This is a genomic window from Mesorhizobium sp. WSM4306 (assembly GCF_007003975.1).
In the GTDB taxonomy this organism is placed as follows: domain Bacteria; phylum Pseudomonadota; class Alphaproteobacteria; order Rhizobiales; family Rhizobiaceae; genus Mesorhizobium.
This window is the reverse complement of sequence record NZ_VFTC01000042.1, coordinates 1-16,507: the sequence shown is the minus strand read 5'-3', so window position 1 is coordinate 16,507 and position 16,507 is coordinate 1. Positions and strand designations below refer to the sequence as shown.

The 16,507-nt window shown below is 60.4% G+C and carries 14 protein-coding genes; all 14 read left to right on the top strand.

Going from position 1 to position 16,507, the window contains the following annotated elements:
* Positions 1–344 precede the first annotated feature (344 nt).
* The gene (locus FJV77_RS30040; RefSeq protein ID WP_246691425.1) at positions 345–3,098 is read left to right on the top strand and encodes a phosphoenolpyruvate carboxylase; all 2,754 of its coding nucleotides are present in this window, start codon (positions 345–347) and stop codon (positions 3,096–3,098) included.
* 42 nt (positions 3,099–3,140) lie between these two features.
* A complete protein-coding gene (gene glyA / locus FJV77_RS30035; RefSeq protein ID WP_142869996.1) occupies positions 3,141–4,445 on the top strand; it encodes a serine hydroxymethyltransferase in 1,305 nt (434 codons plus the stop codon).
* 155 nt (positions 4,446–4,600) lie between these two features.
* Positions 4,601–4,984, top strand: a complete 384-nt coding sequence (locus tag FJV77_RS30030) for a hypothetical protein (protein WP_142869995.1) — start codon at positions 4,601–4,603, stop codon at positions 4,982–4,984.
* 130 nt (positions 4,985–5,114) lie between these two features.
* A complete protein-coding gene (locus FJV77_RS32575; RefSeq protein WP_142880213.1) occupies positions 5,115–5,381 on the top strand; it encodes a hypothetical protein in 267 nt (88 codons plus the stop codon).
* A gap of 195 nt (positions 5,382–5,576) precedes the next feature.
* Positions 5,577–6,767, top strand: a complete 1,191-nt coding sequence (locus tag FJV77_RS30025; RefSeq protein ID WP_142869994.1) for an aminotransferase class V-fold PLP-dependent enzyme — start codon at positions 5,577–5,579, stop codon at positions 6,765–6,767.
* Positions 6,768–6,792: 25 nt separating this feature from the next.
* Positions 6,793–7,758: a CoA ester lyase gene (locus FJV77_RS30020; RefSeq protein WP_142869993.1), complete on the top strand. Its 966-nt coding sequence runs from the start codon at positions 6,793–6,795 to the stop codon at positions 7,756–7,758.
* Positions 7,759–7,771: 13 nt separating this feature from the next.
* Positions 7,772–8,956, top strand: coding sequence for a malate--CoA ligase subunit beta (locus FJV77_RS30015; RefSeq protein WP_142869992.1), 1,185 nt, complete (start codon positions 7,772–7,774; stop codon positions 8,954–8,956).
* Positions 8,957–8,968: 12 nt separating this feature from the next.
* Positions 8,969–9,868 carry a succinate--CoA ligase subunit alpha gene (gene sucD / locus FJV77_RS30010; protein ID WP_142869991.1) on the top strand — a complete coding sequence of 300 codons (900 nt, stop codon included), beginning with the start codon at positions 8,969–8,971 and terminating at the stop codon, positions 9,866–9,868.
* Between the two features lie 67 nt (positions 9,869–9,935).
* Positions 9,936–10,904 (top strand): D-glycerate dehydrogenase, encoded by a 969-nt coding sequence (locus FJV77_RS30005; protein ID WP_142870018.1) that lies wholly within the window; start codon positions 9,936–9,938, stop codon positions 10,902–10,904.
* A gap of 2 nt (positions 10,905–10,906) precedes the next feature.
* A complete protein-coding gene (locus tag FJV77_RS30000; protein WP_142869990.1) occupies positions 10,907–12,208 on the top strand; it encodes a DUF4147 domain-containing protein in 1,302 nt (433 codons plus the stop codon).
* A 636-nt stretch (positions 12,209–12,844) separates the two neighbouring features.
* Positions 12,845–13,900 (top strand): GlxA family transcriptional regulator, encoded by a 1,056-nt coding sequence (locus FJV77_RS29995; protein WP_142869989.1) that lies wholly within the window; start codon positions 12,845–12,847, stop codon positions 13,898–13,900.
* 646 nt (positions 13,901–14,546) lie between these two features.
* Positions 14,547–15,653, top strand: coding sequence for a glycine cleavage system aminomethyltransferase GcvT (gene gcvT / locus FJV77_RS29990; RefSeq protein WP_142869988.1), 1,107 nt, complete (start codon positions 14,547–14,549; stop codon positions 15,651–15,653).
* A 299-nt stretch (positions 15,654–15,952) separates the two neighbouring features.
* Entirely contained in the window at positions 15,953–16,135 is a 183-nt protein-coding gene (locus FJV77_RS29985) for a hypothetical protein (protein ID WP_142869987.1), read from the top strand.
* A gap of 235 nt (positions 16,136–16,370) precedes the next feature.
* On the top strand, positions 16,371–16,507 hold a 137-nt coding region (locus tag FJV77_RS29980; protein WP_142869986.1), incomplete at its 3' end, for a formate--tetrahydrofolate ligase.

The window sequence follows — 16,507 nt, the reverse complement described above, 5'->3', positions numbered from 1 at the left end:
CAACCAGTTTGATAGGCAGTCAGAAGCGGTTGGGCAGCTTGCTCTCGCTTAGTGCTGTTTAGCGTATTTTCAACGCGATTCACGCAAACCGGCGTCCGAAAGAAGGGCGGCATCGATTACTTCTACCAAAGCGATCTTCGCGGTCTCTAATCGACTAGTGCTTATGCTACCCGAATGAATTCCGAATTTACCCGTTCGGGCGTCCCGCACAGGCCAAAAATGTCGCTTAAAGATGTCACATGCAGCGTGCACTGGATGCGCAATGTACCCGTATAAAAATAAGTATTCTTACTAGGAATATCAGCAGGCTCTTAAGTACGTCAGCAGGCCGCGAAGGCACGAAGATGATCACGCTCCTGGAACACACACACCGCTCTTACGAAGAACAGGGTGACGCCTTGGAGGAAAGCCGGCTAATTGGTTTCCGCGAGGACGCGAGAAGCCTCCTGTTTCGTCTGTTGCTGTCGGTCGTCAACGAGCGCGAGCCCGACATAGCGGAGGTGCTCAACGGGATCGTCGATCTCGACTCGCTTCCCAAAGAGCGGCGCATTGCCGCTTTGCAGGCTAGCGGAATCTGGTTTCAGCTGCTGGCCATTGCCAGCGAACTCAACGCAATGCGCTCACGCCGCGAGCTTGAGCAGGCCGGCGGCTCCGACGATGTAGTCGGATCGTTTTCTAATGTCATCGGCCAGATAGCCGCACGCGGCTATTCGCCTGAAGCGGTGCAGGAGGTTCTGGACGGTCTTTGCGTTGGCCCGACCATGACGGCGCATCCCACCGAGGCCAAACGCGTCACGGTGCTCGAAATCCACCGCCGAATCTATCGCAAGCTGACTGAGCTGGAACAGCAAAGATGGGCGCCGCGCGAGCGCGAGTTGCTGATCCGCGATCTCAAGAGCGAGATCGAGATATTGTGGATGACCGGTGAGCTGCGGCTAGAACGGCCGTCCGTCGAGCGCGAGATCGCCTGGGGGCTACATTTCTTCCGGGAAGTGATCTTCGAGGCTACGCCGCAACTTTACGAGACGCTCGAGAGCGCATTGCGGCGCCACTATCCACAGTATGATCTCAAGGCGCCATCGTTCATGCGCTACGGTTCATGGATTGGCGGTGATCGCGACGGCAATCCTTATGTGACATCGAAGATTACCGCATTTGCCCTTTCTGAATGCCGCAATGCCGCGATCGAGTGGTACCTGGGACAGGTCCGGCGTCTGGTCACGGTGCTGAGCGCGAGCTCTAACGTCGTCGACATCCCAGAGGTCTTTGGGCCGGCGCTGGCGGTCGCGCTTGAAAAGAGCGGCGAGGGGCAAGAGATCGCGGCGAGGAATTCCGACGAGCCGCTTCGGCAGTTCGCCGCCGCCATGCTGCGTCGGCTTGAGGCGCTGCGCGGTCAGGGGAGCGGCGTTGCCTACCCGAACGAAGAGGCCTTCAGGAAGGATCTACTTTCGCTGACGAACGTGCTCGATCGGATCGGCGGCAGCTTGATCGCCAAGCGGTTCGTTCAGCCGCTGCTGCGGCAGCTCGACAGCTTTGGCTTCCGAACCGTATCGCTCGATATCCGACAGAATTCGACGGTGGTCAACCGGGTCCTGGCCGAACTGTTTGCCGCGGCCGCCCCAGCGCAATCGACGGCACCCCGCCCGGGAACCCCGCAATGGTCGGCGCGCATCCGCGAAGGCCTTCATGCCGGCGAGCGGCTCGAGATAAAGCGTAACCAGCTTACCGAGGAGGCCCGCGAGCTCCTCGATGTGTTCGACGTCATTCGCGATGCCGCGGTGGGCACCGGCAGCATGTCGATTGGCGCCTTCATCCTGTCGATGACCCAGTCGCCCGAGGACATCCTGGCCGTCTATCTCGTCGCCCAGTATTGCGGTCTGGCAACCGCGCTCGACGGATCGGGCACGATCAGGCTCAAAGTAGTGCCGCTTTTCGAGACGCTCGGCGACTTGCGGGCCGCTCCCGAGATTATGGACCAGTTGCTCGGCACGTCGATCGTTCGCCGCTCGATACGCGATTTTGGTAACCGCCAGGAAATCATGCTCGGCTATTCGGATTCCAACAAGGATGGCGGGTTCCTCGCTTCCAACTGGGAACTGAGCAAGGCGCAGAAGCGCCTCACCCGGACCGGCCAGAAAAACAAGATCAAGATCAGCTTTTTCCATGGCCGCGGTGGATCGGTCAGCCGTGGCGGCGCGCCGACCGGCAGGGCGATCGCAGCACAGCCGGCGCAAACGGTCGGTGGCGTCATGCGCGTGACCGAGCAGGGCGAGGTGGTGTCATCGAAATTCGCCAATCGCGGGACGGGCCTCTATCAACTCGAGATATTGGCGGCGAGCGTGCTTGCCCACAGCGTCAAGTCGGCCGACGAGGCCGAACTGAAGGACATTCCGGAGTTCGAAGAGGCGCTTGAGGCACTGACCGGCATGTCGCAGGCGTCTTACGCCAGCCTCATCAACGAGCCCGGCTTCATCGATTATTTCAACCAGGCAAGCCCGGTCGAGGAACTTGCACTGCTGAAAATCGGATCGCGGCCGCCGCGCCGGTTCGGCGCCAGCAGCATCGCCGATCTTCGCGCAATCCCATGGGTCTTCGCCTGGAGCCAGAACCGCCATCTGCTGACCGGATGGTATGGGATCGGCAGCGCGCTCAATTCCTTCGTTGCAGTGCGCGGCGACCAGGGCGTGGACCTGCTGAAGCAGATGTTCGAGCGCTCGCGCTTTTTCCGCCTCGTCGTCGATGAGGTCGACAAGACGCTTTACCAGGCCGACATGGAGATCGGTCGCCTCTACGCCGGGCTTGTCAGCGAACCCGATACCGGCGAGCGGATCCATAGGAAGATCGCCGGCGAGTATGAGCTGACGCGCACGATGATCGGGGAGATCACCGGGCGAGTCGATCTGTCTACCCGCTTCCCGACGTTCAAGCGTCATTTCGACCGTATCCGTCCGCAGATGGACGACATCCACCGACTTCAGGTCAAGCTGCTGCACGAGGTCCGAACACAAGAACCCGCGGCACCAAGTCCGAAGCGGGCGATCAATGCGCTTCTGCTGTCGATCAACTGCATATCCGCCGGCCTTGGATGGACCGGCTAGAAACTAGGGACGGCGCTGTCGCGCCTGAAAAGGAGGGTCCTCATGAACGTTCCCGCAAGACCGGGCCTCGGCAGCCTGGACCAGTTCTTCCACGCAGGCGCGGCCGAAACCGATCCGGCTGTCAGCGCGGCGATGAATCGCGAGTTGCACAGGCAACGCGAGGAGATCGAATTGATCGCTTCGGAAAACATCGTCTCGAAGGCCGTGCTTGACGCTCAAGGCTCGGTGCTGACGAACAAATATGCCGAGGGCTATCCCGGCCGGCGCTACTACGGCGGCTGCCAGTATGTCGACGAGGTCGAAGACCTGGCACGCGATCGCGCCAAGGCGCTGTTCAACTGTTCCTATGCCAACGTCCAGCCCAATTCCGGCAGCCAGGCGAACCAGTCGGTGTTCATGGCGCTGATGCAGCCGGGCGACACGTTCATGGGGCTCAATCTCGCCGCCGGCGGGCACCTGACCCATGGCTCTCCGGTCAACCAGTCCGGCAAATGGTTCAATGTCGTCTCCTACGGCGTGAGGCCGCAAGACCAGCGGATCGACTATGACGAGGTCCGCGACCTTGCACTCAAGAACCGGCCGAAAATCATACTGGCCGGCGGCTCGGCCTATCCTCGCATCATCGACTTCCAGGTATTTCGCGGCATCTGCGATGAGGTTGGCGCCAAGCTGTTCGTCGACATGGCGCATTTTGCCGGTCTCGTCGCCGGCGGCGTCCATCCCAATCCGCTGCAGCATGCGCATGTCGTGACCACCACCACGCACAAAACGCTTCGCGGGCCGCGGGGTGGCATGGTGCTATCCAACGACGAGGAGATTGGCAAGAAGATCAATTCATCGGTGTTTCCCGGCCTGCAGGGCGGACCGCTGATGCATGTTATCGCTGCCAAGGCGGTTGCATTCGGCGAGGCGCTCACGCCTGCGTTCAAAAGCTATGCAGCGAACGTCGTCGCCAATGCCAAGACGCTGGCGGAAACCATCGAGGCGAGCGGCGTCGACATTGTATCGGGTGGCACCGATACGCATCTGATGCTTGTCGACCTGCGCCGCAAGCAGCTGACCGGAAAGGCCGTGGAGGCAGCCCTTGGTCGTGCCAACATTACCTGCAACAAGAACGGCATTCCCTTCGATCCACAAAGCCCCGCTGTCACATCGGGCGTCAGGCTCGGGACGCCCGCCTGCACGACGCGCGGCTTCCGAGCCGTGGAATTCCGCCAGGTGGGGCAGCTGACCATGAAGGTCATCGACGGGCTATTGGCCAATGGAGAAGATGGCAACGTTGCTGTCGAGCGCGAGGTTCGCGATGAGGTGGGCGCGTTGGTGCGCAAATTCCCAATATACGAGTGATTTGGGTCGTGTCCCGAGCATCAGACCGAGACATATCTGGAGGCGGCACCTGCCGCTCTGCCGCTTTCGTTGAGCTAGGCAAAGTCCCATGCACGCCGGCGTCACGGTTGCGAGTGCGCTGAGCAAAGTGATGATCGGTGGAGGCCATCGTTTTCATGGAAAAGATTGATGTATGCCGTTTTCCGCATGGCGGCCGCTGCGAAGCATCCCAATTTCTGCCTCCGCTTCACGATGGGCACGCGCCGATCGGGCTGCACCTGGCATTTCAAGATGCCTTAGAGTTCTGTGATGAGTGGGTCGCCGACGCGGACGAACCCAGGATCCAGGTCGATGGGCGGCATTTGATGATCAGCTCCATCTTCTGTCGGATGATTGATTGTACCGACCTCCTCCCAAGGCGAACGCTCGACGCGCTTTTCGCCATCCTGCGGCCGGCTGACAGGGTGTCGCTTGAAGGTGGTCGCTCGACATTTGCCGATGGTGCTAGGCTGATGCTTGCGCTCTGCCACGAACGCCGCGGGGTCGCAGCCGCGACATAGGAGCACCCCTCCGACAACCGCGCCGCCTCCACTACGCCTCACAATCTATAGCCAGCTACACATAATGCATGTCACAAAAGTCCTGATCGATATTGGACATGCATGAAAACAAAGACTTAAAGCGCGCGACATGAATTTCATCGGACGCGACGCATTTTTTATAGTCCACCCCCTTGCTGCTGCGCCGATTGGACACGGCAACGCAGCACTGGCATCGATCGGGATGTTAGCCGATGCCGTTGCTATGGGATCAGCTGTAGCCGGAGATCCATACGGTGCAACGCCCTTAATGCATTTGGCCGATGGCATCACAATTGCCTCCAATCAGCACAGTCATGGTTTGAAATCGCCACAGCCGACATCGGCGACGCCTGCGCGCAAGCCTTCCGAGGGGTAGGTCCAGCCTATCCGTTCGGTCTTTTCCCGCCTCCTCATTCTGGAGTTTTTCCGATGCCGAGCGGTGACATTTCCTATCCGGACAGGTGTTTTTCCGGTCTCTCTGAGAAGGTATTCCTCATGGCAAATCAGACAATGGTCCTGACCAGTCAATGGTCTGACCCGGGTCCTTGCGTCGAACTGAGGAGAAGAAGTCATGGCGGGATACAGTCACCTTTTCGTACCGGGACCGACCAATGTTCCGGAATCGGTCCGGCAGGCGATGAACCTCTCAATGGAGGACATGCGCTCGCCGAGCTTCCCGGCATTCACTCTGCCGCTGTTCGAGGACATGAAGAAGGTCTTCAAGAACGAGACGGGCCGTGTGTTCATCTTCCCCTCGTCGGGAACGGGCGGCTGGGAAGCGGCGATGACCAACGTGCTCAGCCCGGGCGACAAGGTGTTGATGTCGCGCTTCGGCCAGTTCTCGCATCTGTGGATCGACATGGCCGAACGCTTCGGCATGCAGGTTGACGCCATCGATTGCGAATGGGGAACCGGCGTGCCAGTCGAGATATACGCCGAGCGGCTGCAGGCCGACAAGACGCACCAGATCAAGGCGGTATTCTGCACGCACAACGAGACCGCGACCGGCGTTACCAGCGATGTCGCCGGCTGTCGCGCCGCGCTCGACGCCGCCGGTCACCCCGCACTGCTGTTTGTCGATGGCGTCTCGTCGATCGGCTCGATCGATTTCCGGCAGGAGGAATGGGGTGTCGACTGCGCTGTCAGCGGCTCGCAGAAAGGCTTCATGCTTCCCGCCGGACTGGGCTTCCTGTCCGTTAGCCAGAAGGCGCTTGCGGTGGCCAAGACCGCAAAGCACCATCGCTGTTATTTCTCCTTCGACGACATGATCAAGGCAAACGACACCGGCTACTTCCCTTACACGCCGGCAACCCAGTTGCTGCGCGGCCTGCGCGCCTCGCTCGACCTGATCGCCGAGGAGGGCCTCGAAAATATCTTTGCCCGCCATCACCGGCTTGCCGGCGGCGTGCGTAAGGCGGTTGATGCTTGGGGACTCCGCCTCTGCGCGAAGGAGCAGAAGTGGCAATCAGACACGGTCAGCGCTGTCCTGGTCCCTGACGGCATCGACAGCGCTGCAGTCGTTCGGCGGGCTCACCAAGCCTACAACACCTCACTTGGCGTCGGCCTCAGCAAGGTCGCCGGCAAGGTCTTCCGCATCGGCCATCTCGGCTGGCTGAACGACGTAATGGTGTGCGGCGCACTGTCGGCTGCCGAAATGGCGTTGCGTGACTGCGACGTGAAGCTCGCGCCCGGATCCGGCGTCGGCGCGGCGATCGAGCATTTCCGCCTTTCGGAAAAGCCCGCGCTCGCCAAGGCGGCGTGATCGGTCAAACGGGAGGACAAAGATCATGAGCCACACCATCAACCATCTTCGAAAATTGCGTCTCCAGCGCAGCGAGCTCGCGGTTCCTGGATCGAGCCCTGAAATGATCGACAAGGCGGCCAGCAGCGCCGCCGACTTCATCTTCCTCGACATCGAGGATGCCGTCGCCCCGCCCGACAAGGAACGCGCCCGCAAGAACATCATCCAGGCGCTCAACGACATCGACTGGCGCGCCAAGGGCAAGACCGTCTCGGTGCGCATCAACGGCCTCGACACTCACTACATGTATCGCGACGTGGTCGATGTCATGGAACAGGCCGGCGACCGGCTGGATACGATCCTCGTGCCAAAGGTCGGCGTCCCGGCCGACCTTTATATGGTCGAGGCCATGGTCAACCAGATCGAGATGGCCAAGGGCTATAAGACCCGCGTCGGTCTGGAAGCGCTCATCGAGACAGCGCTCGGCATGGCCAATGTCGAGGCCATCGCCGCTACCCCCGGCCGGCTGGAAGCCATGCACTTCGGCGTCGCCGACTATGCCGCAAGCTGCAAGGCGCGTACCGTCAATATCGGCGGCCTCAACCCCGACTATCTCGGCGACCAGTGGCATTTCGCTTTGTCGCGGATGACGGTTGCCTGCCGCGCCTACGGCCTGCGCGCCATTGACGGGCCGTTCGGCGATTTCTCGGACCCCGAGGGCTACACCGCGGCGGCAAGGCGAGCCGCAGCCCTTGGCATCGAAGGCAAATGGGCGATCCATCCCTCGCAGATCGCGCTCGCCAACGAGGTTTTCTCGCCGCCGGAAAAAGAGGTCACGCGCGCCAGGCGCATCCTTGAAGTGCTGAAGGAGGCCGAGGCGCAGGGCAAGGGCGCGGCGGCCCTCGACGGCAAGATGATCGATGCCGCGTCGGAGCGCATGGCGCGCAACGTCCTGGTTATGCACGAGGCCATCGAGCGGTCGGCTCAGCCGCGCACTGCCGCACACGTCTGAAGAGGAACTCGACATGGACATTCACGAATATCAGGCGAAAGAACTTCTCTCGCGCCACTCCGTCCACATTCCCCGCGGCGGTCTGGCCTACAGCCCCGAGCAGGCGACATACCGTGCCAGCGAGATCGGTGGCGGCAAATGGGTCGTAAAGGCGCAGATCCATTCGGGTGCGCGCGGCAAGGCCGGCGGTATCCGCATCTGTACGTCCGACCAGGAAGTGTGCGATGCGGCCGAGGCGATGCTGGGCAGAAAGCTGGTGACGCACCAGACCGGGCCGCGCGGCAAGCTGGTGTCGCGGCTCTATATCGAAGAGACCGTCGACATTCGCCAGGAAATCTATCTCGCCTTTGTCCTCGACCGTAAGGCCGAGCGGGTGATGATCGTCGCCTCGGCGTCTGGCGGCATGGAGATCGAAGAGATCGCCGAAAAGCAGCCCGATTCAATAATTCGCGCGACTGTCGACCCTGGCGCGGGCATGCAGCGGTATCAGGCGCGCGAGATCGCATTCGGCCTTGGTCTCGAGAACAACCTGATTGGTAAGGCGACCGAAACGCTGCTTGGCTGCTACCGCGTGTTTCGCGACTACGATGCCTCGATGCTGGAGATCAATCCGCTGGTCGTCACGCGTGACGGCAATCTGATGGCGCTCGACGCCAAGATGTCGTTCGACGAGAACGCGTTGTTCCGCCGCCCCGAAATCTCCGAGCTCCGCGACAAGTCGCAGGAAGATCCGCGCGAAACCTTCGCCAGCGACCGGGGCCTGTCCTATGTCGGGCTCGAAGGCAATATCGGCTGCATCATCAATGGCGCTGGGCTGGCCATGGCGACGATGGACATGATCAAGATCGCCGGCGGCGAGCCAGCCAACTTCCTCGACATCGGCGGCGGCGCCTCGCCCGAGCGGGTTGCGAAATCGTTCCGCGCGGTTTTGGGCGACAAGAATGTCGAGACCATCCTCGTCAACATCTTCGCCGGCATCAACCGCTGTGACTGGGTGGCCGAAGGCGTCATCAAGGCGATCCGCGAGGTCGGCGTCAACGTTCCGCTCGTCGTGCGGCTGGCCGGCACCAATGTCGAAGAGGGCAAGCGCATCCTGGCCGATTCCGGTGAGGACGTGATCGTCGCCGACACGCTGGCCGAGGCGGCCGAAAAGGCGGTTGCCGCGTGGCAAGCGGTCACGATGAAAAAAGCAGGCTGACGGGAGGAAAATATGGCAATTCTGCTCAATCGGAACACCCGCGTCCTCGTGCAGGGCTTTACCGGCAAGATCGGCAGTTTCCATGCCGAGGATATGAAACGCTACGGCACCAAGGTGGTCGGAGGCGTCACCCCGGGCAAGGGCGGACAGACCCATCTGGACGTCCCGGTATTCAACACCATGAAGGGCGCGGTGCGCGAAACCGGAGCCGATGCGAGCATCGTCTTCGTGCCGCCACCCTTCGCCGCCGACTCGATCATGGAGGCGGCGGATGCCGGCATCAAGTTCTGCGTCTGCATTACCGACGGCATTCCCTCGCAGGACATGATGCACGTTAAGCGCTACATGATGCGCTACCGCTACGAAGACCGCATGCGCCTGGTCGGCCCGAACTGCGCCGGCGTCATCACGCCGGGGCAGGCGTTGATGGGCATCATGCCGGGCAACATATATCTGCCCGGCCGGGTCGGCATCGTCGGACGTTCTGGCACGCTTGGCTATGAGGCTGCCTCGCAGATGAAAGCGCTCGGCATCGGCGTGTCGACCAGTGTTGGCATCGGCGGGGATCCGATCAACGGTTCGTCCTTCAGGGACATGCTGGAACTGTTCGAGGGGGACGAAGACACCGATGCAGTGGTGATGATCGGCGAAATCGGCGGACCGCAGGAAGCTGAAGCCGCCGAGTGGGCCAAGTGGAACATGAAGAAGCCGCTGATTGCCTACATTGCCGGTCTCTCGGCGCCGAAGGGCAAGCGGATGGGCCATGCCGGCGCGATCATCTCTGCCTTTGGCGAGTCGGCCCAGGAGAAGGTCGAGATCCTGCGCGACGCCGGCGTCGTCATCGTGTCGACGCCGGCCGCATTCGGACCGACGGTCGCCGGTGTGCTCGCCGAACACAAGAAAGCGGCGTAATCCCCGGCTTCCGCCCAATCAGGGTCAGCGCTGGCCGCTGACCCGCCTTCAATCAGCAGGAAATCTCATGAAGCCGCGCATAATTGTGACCCGGCGTTGGCCGGCCGTCGTCGAGCGAATCCTTGCGGAGCGGTTCGACACCACTTTGAACGCCGGCGACATCCCGCTGACACCAACGCAACTCAAGGCCGCTTTCCTGAATTTCGACGCCATCCTGCCGACTGTCAGCGACAAGCTTCCCGCCTCGGTCTTTCCCGATGGGGACGTGCGCACCAAGCTGATCGCCAATTTCGGCGTTGGCTTCAGCCACATCGACTTGGGAGCCTCGCGGCAACGCGGCATCGCCGTGACCAACACGCCGGGCGTGTTGACCGACTGCACGGCCGACATTGCCATGAGCCTATTGCTTGCCGTCGCCCGACGCACGGGCGAGGGCGAGCGGCAATTGCGGGCCGGCGAATGGGCGGGATGGTGCCCGACCCATATGATTGGAACCAAGCTTTCCGGAAAGACGCTCGGCATCATCGGCATGGGCCGCATCGGCAAGGCAGTGGCCAAACGCGCCCATTTCGGCTTCGACATGAAGATCGTCTTCTTCAACCGTTCATGGGTCGAGGACGATCAAATCTGCGCGATGGCTGCAAATCAGGTGCCAACCATCGAAGACGTGTTGGCGCAATCGGACTTCGTGTCGCTACATTGCCCGGGCGGGGCTGAAAATCGCCACCTGATTGACGCCCCGCGTATCGCTGCGATGAAGCACGCCGGGTTCCTGATCAATACCGCGCGTGGCGACGTGGTCGATCAGGATGCGCTCATCGACGCACTCGAAAACCGTGTTATTGCAGGCGCGGGACTGGATGTCTTCGCCGAAGAGCCTTTGGTTCCCGAACGGCTGATGCAGTTGGAAAACGTGGTGCTGCTTCCGCATCTCGGGTCGGCGACCGAAGAGACACGCGTTGCGATGGGAATGAAGGCGGTGGAGAACCTGACCGCCTTTTTCGATGGCCGTCCTATGCCGGATAAGGTGGCCTGAAAATGATCACCCAATCCGCCAGCCTGCTCGAGTCTCTGCGGCAGGAAGCGGTGGCGCTTTTTCGCGAGGGCGTGGCCGCGGCCAACCCCGAGCAGGCGGTGGCGGCTGCACTTGTCAAACGCAGGGCGATGATCGACCAAGCGTCGCGGATCGTTCTGGTCGCGTTCGGCAAGGCGGCTTGTCCGATGGCACGGGCCGCCATGCCTTTTGTCCGGGGCAGGCTGCTCACAGCTATCGCGCTGACCAACCACGAGAATGTCGAACCAGTCGATGGTGTCGAGGTGATTGCCGGTGGGCACCCGACCCCCGACCAAGGCAGTATTGCAGGTGCGGCCGCGATCGAACGCGCGGTTTCGCGCGCGCAAGACGGCGATCTGGTCCTCGTTTTGGTGAGCGGCGGCGGCTCGGCTCTGCTATGCGCGCCGGCGTCGGGCGTCGAACTCGCCGACAAGGTAGTCCTCAATGATGCCCTTATCCGCTCCGGCGCGGATATCAGCGAGATCAACGCCGTCAGGCCGATTTTCTCCCGTCTCAAGGGCGGCCAAATGGCGCGTCTGGCCGGGAATGCCCGGGTGCTGTCGCTCATCCTGTCCGATGTCCCCGGCGACGATATCGCTACGATCGCCAGCGGCCCGACTGCAAGGCCGCGCAGTTCCGCGCGGAGGGCGCGTGAGGTGCTCGACAAATACGGACTCTGGCAGAACCTGCCGGCCGCACTCAAGTGCCGGCTTGGGCAGATGAACGCCGTGACCAATACGACGACGACGGACTTCGACAATGTCGAAAACATCGTCATTGGAAGCAATGCGATCAGTCTGCGAACGGTGGTCGGCAAGGCTGAAACCAAATTCGGTTCGGTTGTCCACGCAAGCGATTGGCTTGGGGGTGATGTTCGCGATGCCGCTGCGGAGCTTCATCGCATCGCGCGCGCGGCTGCAGAATGCGATGGGCCTGTTGCCGTGGTATGTGGCGGCGAAACGACGGTCAAGGTGAAAGGCAACGGCAAGGGCGGGCGTAACCAGGAACTGGCCTTGTGCTTTGCCCTGCTGAACGAACTTAAACCTATCGACAGACAGTGGGTGTTCCTCAGCGCTGGAACCGACGGTCTCGACGGTCCAACCGACGCTGCAGGCGGCATCGTCAACGCGGGTTCACCGGACCGGATGCGACAACTGGGCCATGATCCGGTCTGCAGCCTTGAGAACAACGATTCTTACCACGCACTCGCCTGTTCGGGCGATCTGCTGATCACTGGCGCCACCGGCACGAATGTTGCCGACATACAAATCGTGCTGATGCGATAGGCTAAGCTTATCCGAGGTTTTGATGGTGCACCATTTTCTACCGACTCTAAGAAGGCAAGATGGATCAGGTTTTGGCGGCTGCGCCACCACATACGGGGCAAACCGTTGAGCAATCCAAGATGTTCACGCTTCGATTTCTGCGCTTAAACCTTGGACGAAAGCCAGCTCTCGCGGGGGCTGACGGCATCGGAACAAAATGAACGACGTGTCGGCGAGCGGAAAACAGGATCCCCTGATCAACGGGAGTCGGGTTGCTCCTCTTTCGGACTGTCACTTCGAGACGCTCAGGCCTGTCATTATCGTATTGGCGGCCGAGGCCGGCAACGAAGACGTCGACGCCGCCGTCTGCTCCGGCCGCGGCGCAAATCGGCCAAGATCATCTTCTGACACCGACCTCGACGCGGCGGTGAAGGCGTCGTCGTCCAGCCTATTTCAGATGCGGGATAATCGACTCTTAGGTGACCGTCTAGCAACATCTCGACCGAGCAACCGCACAAAACTCTGTAGTCCTCATGGAGCATCTCGGCGTTCCGGCAGCGGCTCAACCAGGAAGAGGCGCAAAATGCCTGGCCACCGAACATTTCTGCGGGCAATCATCTCTGAAACGGCTTCGACATCGGATATGGAGATCGCCACATGAATGCACCCGACAAGCCGGCGACCTTTAAGGTTGGAGGCTGCCGTCCCGAGGCGAACCTTACCGTCGGTGGGCTCGCGTCGCACCCTGGAGAGCACGAACCGCTCAGCTTTATCGTGTTGCTGTTTCCAGGCTTCTCGCAACTGTGCTTGTCGTCGCTGATTGACCCGCTGCGGCTTGCCAACTCGCTTTCTAACAGGACCCTTTTCCGTTGGCAGGTAGTGAGCGTTGACGGTAGGTCTGTCGAAAGCGCCAGCGGCATATCGGTTGAAGTAGCCGGCAGCTTCGACGAGTGCCAAAAATCCTTGTTGCTCGAGCGGCGCCGCACGTTGATGATATTCGCGGGTGAGGGAGTGAAGCATCACAACACTGATAACCTACGCGCGTTCTTGCGACGTTGCGTTCGCAGCCGCGTTCCAATTTACGCTTTTGGCACAGCGACTTGGCTTCTTGCCGACGCGGGAGTGCTGAGCGAAGTCAGATGCACTGTTCATTGGGACACGAAGGCAGCCTTGTCAGAAACCTTCAACGGCCTCGCTGTCGACGACGCGCTGTTCGTCCGCGACGGACATATCGTTACTTGTGCCGGTGGGCTTTCGGCTTTCGATCTCGCTATGGTCATCGTCGAAGAGAGGTCCGGTGCTGAGCTGGTGCGCAATATCTGCCAGCATGTAATAGCTGACCGCTCACGTGACGGTGCCAGCTTCCAATCAGCGCCGCCGGGCTTGCGTTATGCAAATACGGGCAAAAAGCTGTTGCCCATCATCCATATTATGGAAACGCATGTTGACGAGCCGATGCCGCTCGAAGAAGTCGCGCGACGCGGGTCACTGTCGCGTCGCCAAATGGAACGCCTGTTCGTTCAGCATCTATCAACGACGCCGCGGCGGTATTATCTCTCGCTTCGGTTATTGAAAGCGCGGCAACTAATCGAACTGACGGCGATGCCTGTAGTGGAGGTAGCGGTCGCCTGCGGGTTCATCTCCTCGTCGCAATTCTCGAAGTGCTTTCGCGATCATTTCAAGTTGCCCCCGAGCCGGTTACGAAAAATGTAGCACCCATCGCAGCGAAGCCTTATGGGCAAGGCTAAGCCGGATCGATGCCCGCGAACGGCAACGTCTGCCAGTCGAGCGTCTCATTTGAGACGACGCGGGAATGGCTTAATGGAGGGCAGATCACCCGCCTCACGGCCCTCAAACGATCATGTACAGACGAGCCGGCGCTGATCTCCTTGCTGACGACTCATGTCCTCGATAACCATACAAATTGAGGAAGATCCTGATTAACTGCCATGAGATAGGTGCTGTGTTGAAAGACGAGGATGCCGAGGTGTCCGCAGCTCATTTTCGCGCGTGCCTTTCGATTGCTAAGATTGCCAGGAGGGCGTGTCACTGACGTCGGGATCCGAACCCGATAAATGGTGAATCGCGCATAGCCACCCCTTGGAGTTCCTGCGACCTTCGCAGTATGGCATCCGGGCGTGCGGAAATCTATTTGCTGCGGCTATAGCGCACCAAGGCTGTTCTGTCGGGGGGCACCTCGCGTCACAATAAGTCTTGACACAAACCGGAAGAAGAAAATAAGAAAGGGGATGCAGCGGGCTAGCTGCATCGGAATTGGGGTATTTGAAGCCCCCGACTGGCGCGATGGCGCCGTCGGGGGCTTTTTTTGTTTTTGCGCACTGGCGAGGAGAAGCTAGCGATGAAGAAGACTCCGTTTTACGAAAGCGGCCTTGAGTATGGGGCCAAAATGATCGAGGCATTCGGCTACTTCCTACCTTGGGAGTACAGCGTAGGACATTCCCGGGAACACTCGGCTACTCGCGAGAGCGTTTCACTGTGTGATCTGGATTATATGGGCGAATTCGTGATCGAAGGACCGGATGCGCTTCGGTTGATCCAGATGCTCGCGACGAACGACTATTCCAAGAAGACGATCGGCTCCGTGCAATACACCGCTATGTGTGACGAAGACGGTCAGATGATCGACGACTGCACGATCTGGTGCCTGGACAAAAGCAAGTACATGATTATCAGCGGTTCGGAAGACGACTACGCCTGGATTTCCAAGCAGGCGAACTCGTACGACGTGACCACCACCAACGTGACCGACGAGCATACAACGCTTGCGGTGCAGGGGCCGAAGGCGAATCGCGTGCTGCAGCCTCTGATAGACATCGATCTGTCGACCATAGGCTACTACCGCTTCAGGCCGGCAAAGATTTCTGGCATCGAATGCATCATTGCGCGCATGGGCTACACGGGTGAAGCCGGTTTCGAGCTGCATTTCGCGTCGAGTGAAGGGCCGACCATTTGGAACCTGGTGATGAAGGCTGGCAAGGCCTACGACATTGTTCCATGTGGTCAGGCCGCTCTGGAGAGCCTCCGTCAGGAAGCCGGATATCTTTTGGTCGGCAAGGACCATGATCGTCGCACCAATCCCTTCGAAGCCGGCATCGGCTTTGCAGTGAAGTTTGGAAAAGAGGATTTCATAGGCAAGGCTGCCTTGCAGCGAATTGTCCGCGAAGGGGTAACCCGCCGGATGGTGTGGCTCGACATCCCGTCCGGCGACGTGGCTGAAACCGGCGACAAGATAGTTGTCGGCGACCGCGAGATCGGAATAGTCACTAGCGGATCCTTCTCGCCGACCAGAAAGCGCGGAAGCGCTATGGCTTATGTAAATCCCGCTCACGCCGTTCCGAGCCTGGACGTTGCAGTCGTGCTGAGGAATGCCAAACGAGCGGATGCGAAGTTGTCAGTGATGCCGCTTTATGATCCCGGCGACACCCGCACCAAGAGCTTTGCCTAATCTAGGCTTTGAAAGCTTCCCCGTCAGCCGGGGAAGCTTTCAGCCGGCATAGTTTTCGACCAAACCGGAGAAGCCCTGTGACTAGATCGCTTCTGATGACTGCATTCTCGCTTGCAACCGCAGCGGTTCAAGTTCATCCCGGGACCGGCCGCGAAGATAGGCTTTGCCCCCGTTCTTTCTCATCCGTTTGGCGGCTAGGACTATGTCTTGGTCATCGTGCCGCGGGCCTAGTAGGACATCTGTTCGGAGGTGGTTTCAGCAGGCTCCTGCCGGCTGCTTTCACATTCTTTATTGCCGAAATGCCCGTCGATGGCAACGTCACCGGCTCCGCGTTGAGTTTCGTGCTGACGACGGCACTGCTCAACGCCGCAGGGATGGCACCTGGCGCGGGCATCGCAGCAATTGGCGGCTCGCCGCTTGTCAGACTGACAGGTGGGACCGTGGCCGGTTTGGGGCTGGGCATTTCGGCCGGGCTCGCCTGATCTCAACCGCGAGCCGAGGGATATCGGCCGCAAATTTGCTTCGTAAAAGCAGGCCGAATCGCTTGGCAAAAGCCGGTTGGCTGACGCTTGTGCCTGGCTGCGTCCCATGACGACCACGCTTTTGATGGCGAATAGGGTGGCCTCCGTCTTCCGCGCGGCAGGTCAGCAGTCGCCGCGTCTTTGAACCCATCTCGATCCGGCGCTGCCGGGATCTAACACCGTTCCGGAGGGAAACATGGCCGAATTAAAGTCCGACATCGAGATCGCGCGCGGCGCCAAGAAAAAGCAGATCCAAGAGATCGGCCAGAAGATCGGCATCCCGACCGAGCATCTTTTGCCCTACGGCCACGACAAGGCGAAAATCTCGGCAGA

Coding starts and splice junctions, on each gene's coding strand:
- FJV77_RS30040 (WP_246691425.1), top strand. CDS start 345: ATGATCACGCTCCTGGAACACACACACCGCTCTTACGAAGAACAGGGT.
- glyA (WP_142869996.1), top strand. CDS start 3,141: ATGAACGTTCCCGCAAGACCGGGCCTCGGCAGCCTGGACCAGTTCTTC.
- FJV77_RS30030 (WP_142869995.1), top strand. CDS start 4,601: ATGGAAAAGATTGATGTATGCCGTTTTCCGCATGGCGGCCGCTGCGAA.
- FJV77_RS32575 (WP_142880213.1), top strand. CDS start 5,115: ATGAATTTCATCGGACGCGACGCATTTTTTATAGTCCACCCCCTTGCT.
- FJV77_RS30025 (WP_142869994.1), top strand. CDS start 5,577: ATGGCGGGATACAGTCACCTTTTCGTACCGGGACCGACCAATGTTCCG.
- FJV77_RS30020 (WP_142869993.1), top strand. CDS start 6,793: ATGAGCCACACCATCAACCATCTTCGAAAATTGCGTCTCCAGCGCAGC.
- FJV77_RS30015 (WP_142869992.1), top strand. CDS start 7,772: ATGGACATTCACGAATATCAGGCGAAAGAACTTCTCTCGCGCCACTCC.
- sucD (WP_142869991.1), top strand. CDS start 8,969: ATGGCAATTCTGCTCAATCGGAACACCCGCGTCCTCGTGCAGGGCTTT.
- FJV77_RS30005 (WP_142870018.1), top strand. CDS start 9,936: ATGAAGCCGCGCATAATTGTGACCCGGCGTTGGCCGGCCGTCGTCGAG.
- FJV77_RS30000 (WP_142869990.1), top strand. CDS start 10,907: ATGATCACCCAATCCGCCAGCCTGCTCGAGTCTCTGCGGCAGGAAGCG.
- FJV77_RS29995 (WP_142869989.1), top strand. CDS start 12,845: ATGAATGCACCCGACAAGCCGGCGACCTTTAAGGTTGGAGGCTGCCGT.
- gcvT (WP_142869988.1), top strand. CDS start 14,547: ATGAAGAAGACTCCGTTTTACGAAAGCGGCCTTGAGTATGGGGCCAAA.
- FJV77_RS29985 (WP_142869987.1), top strand. CDS start 15,953: ATGCCCGTCGATGGCAACGTCACCGGCTCCGCGTTGAGTTTCGTGCTG.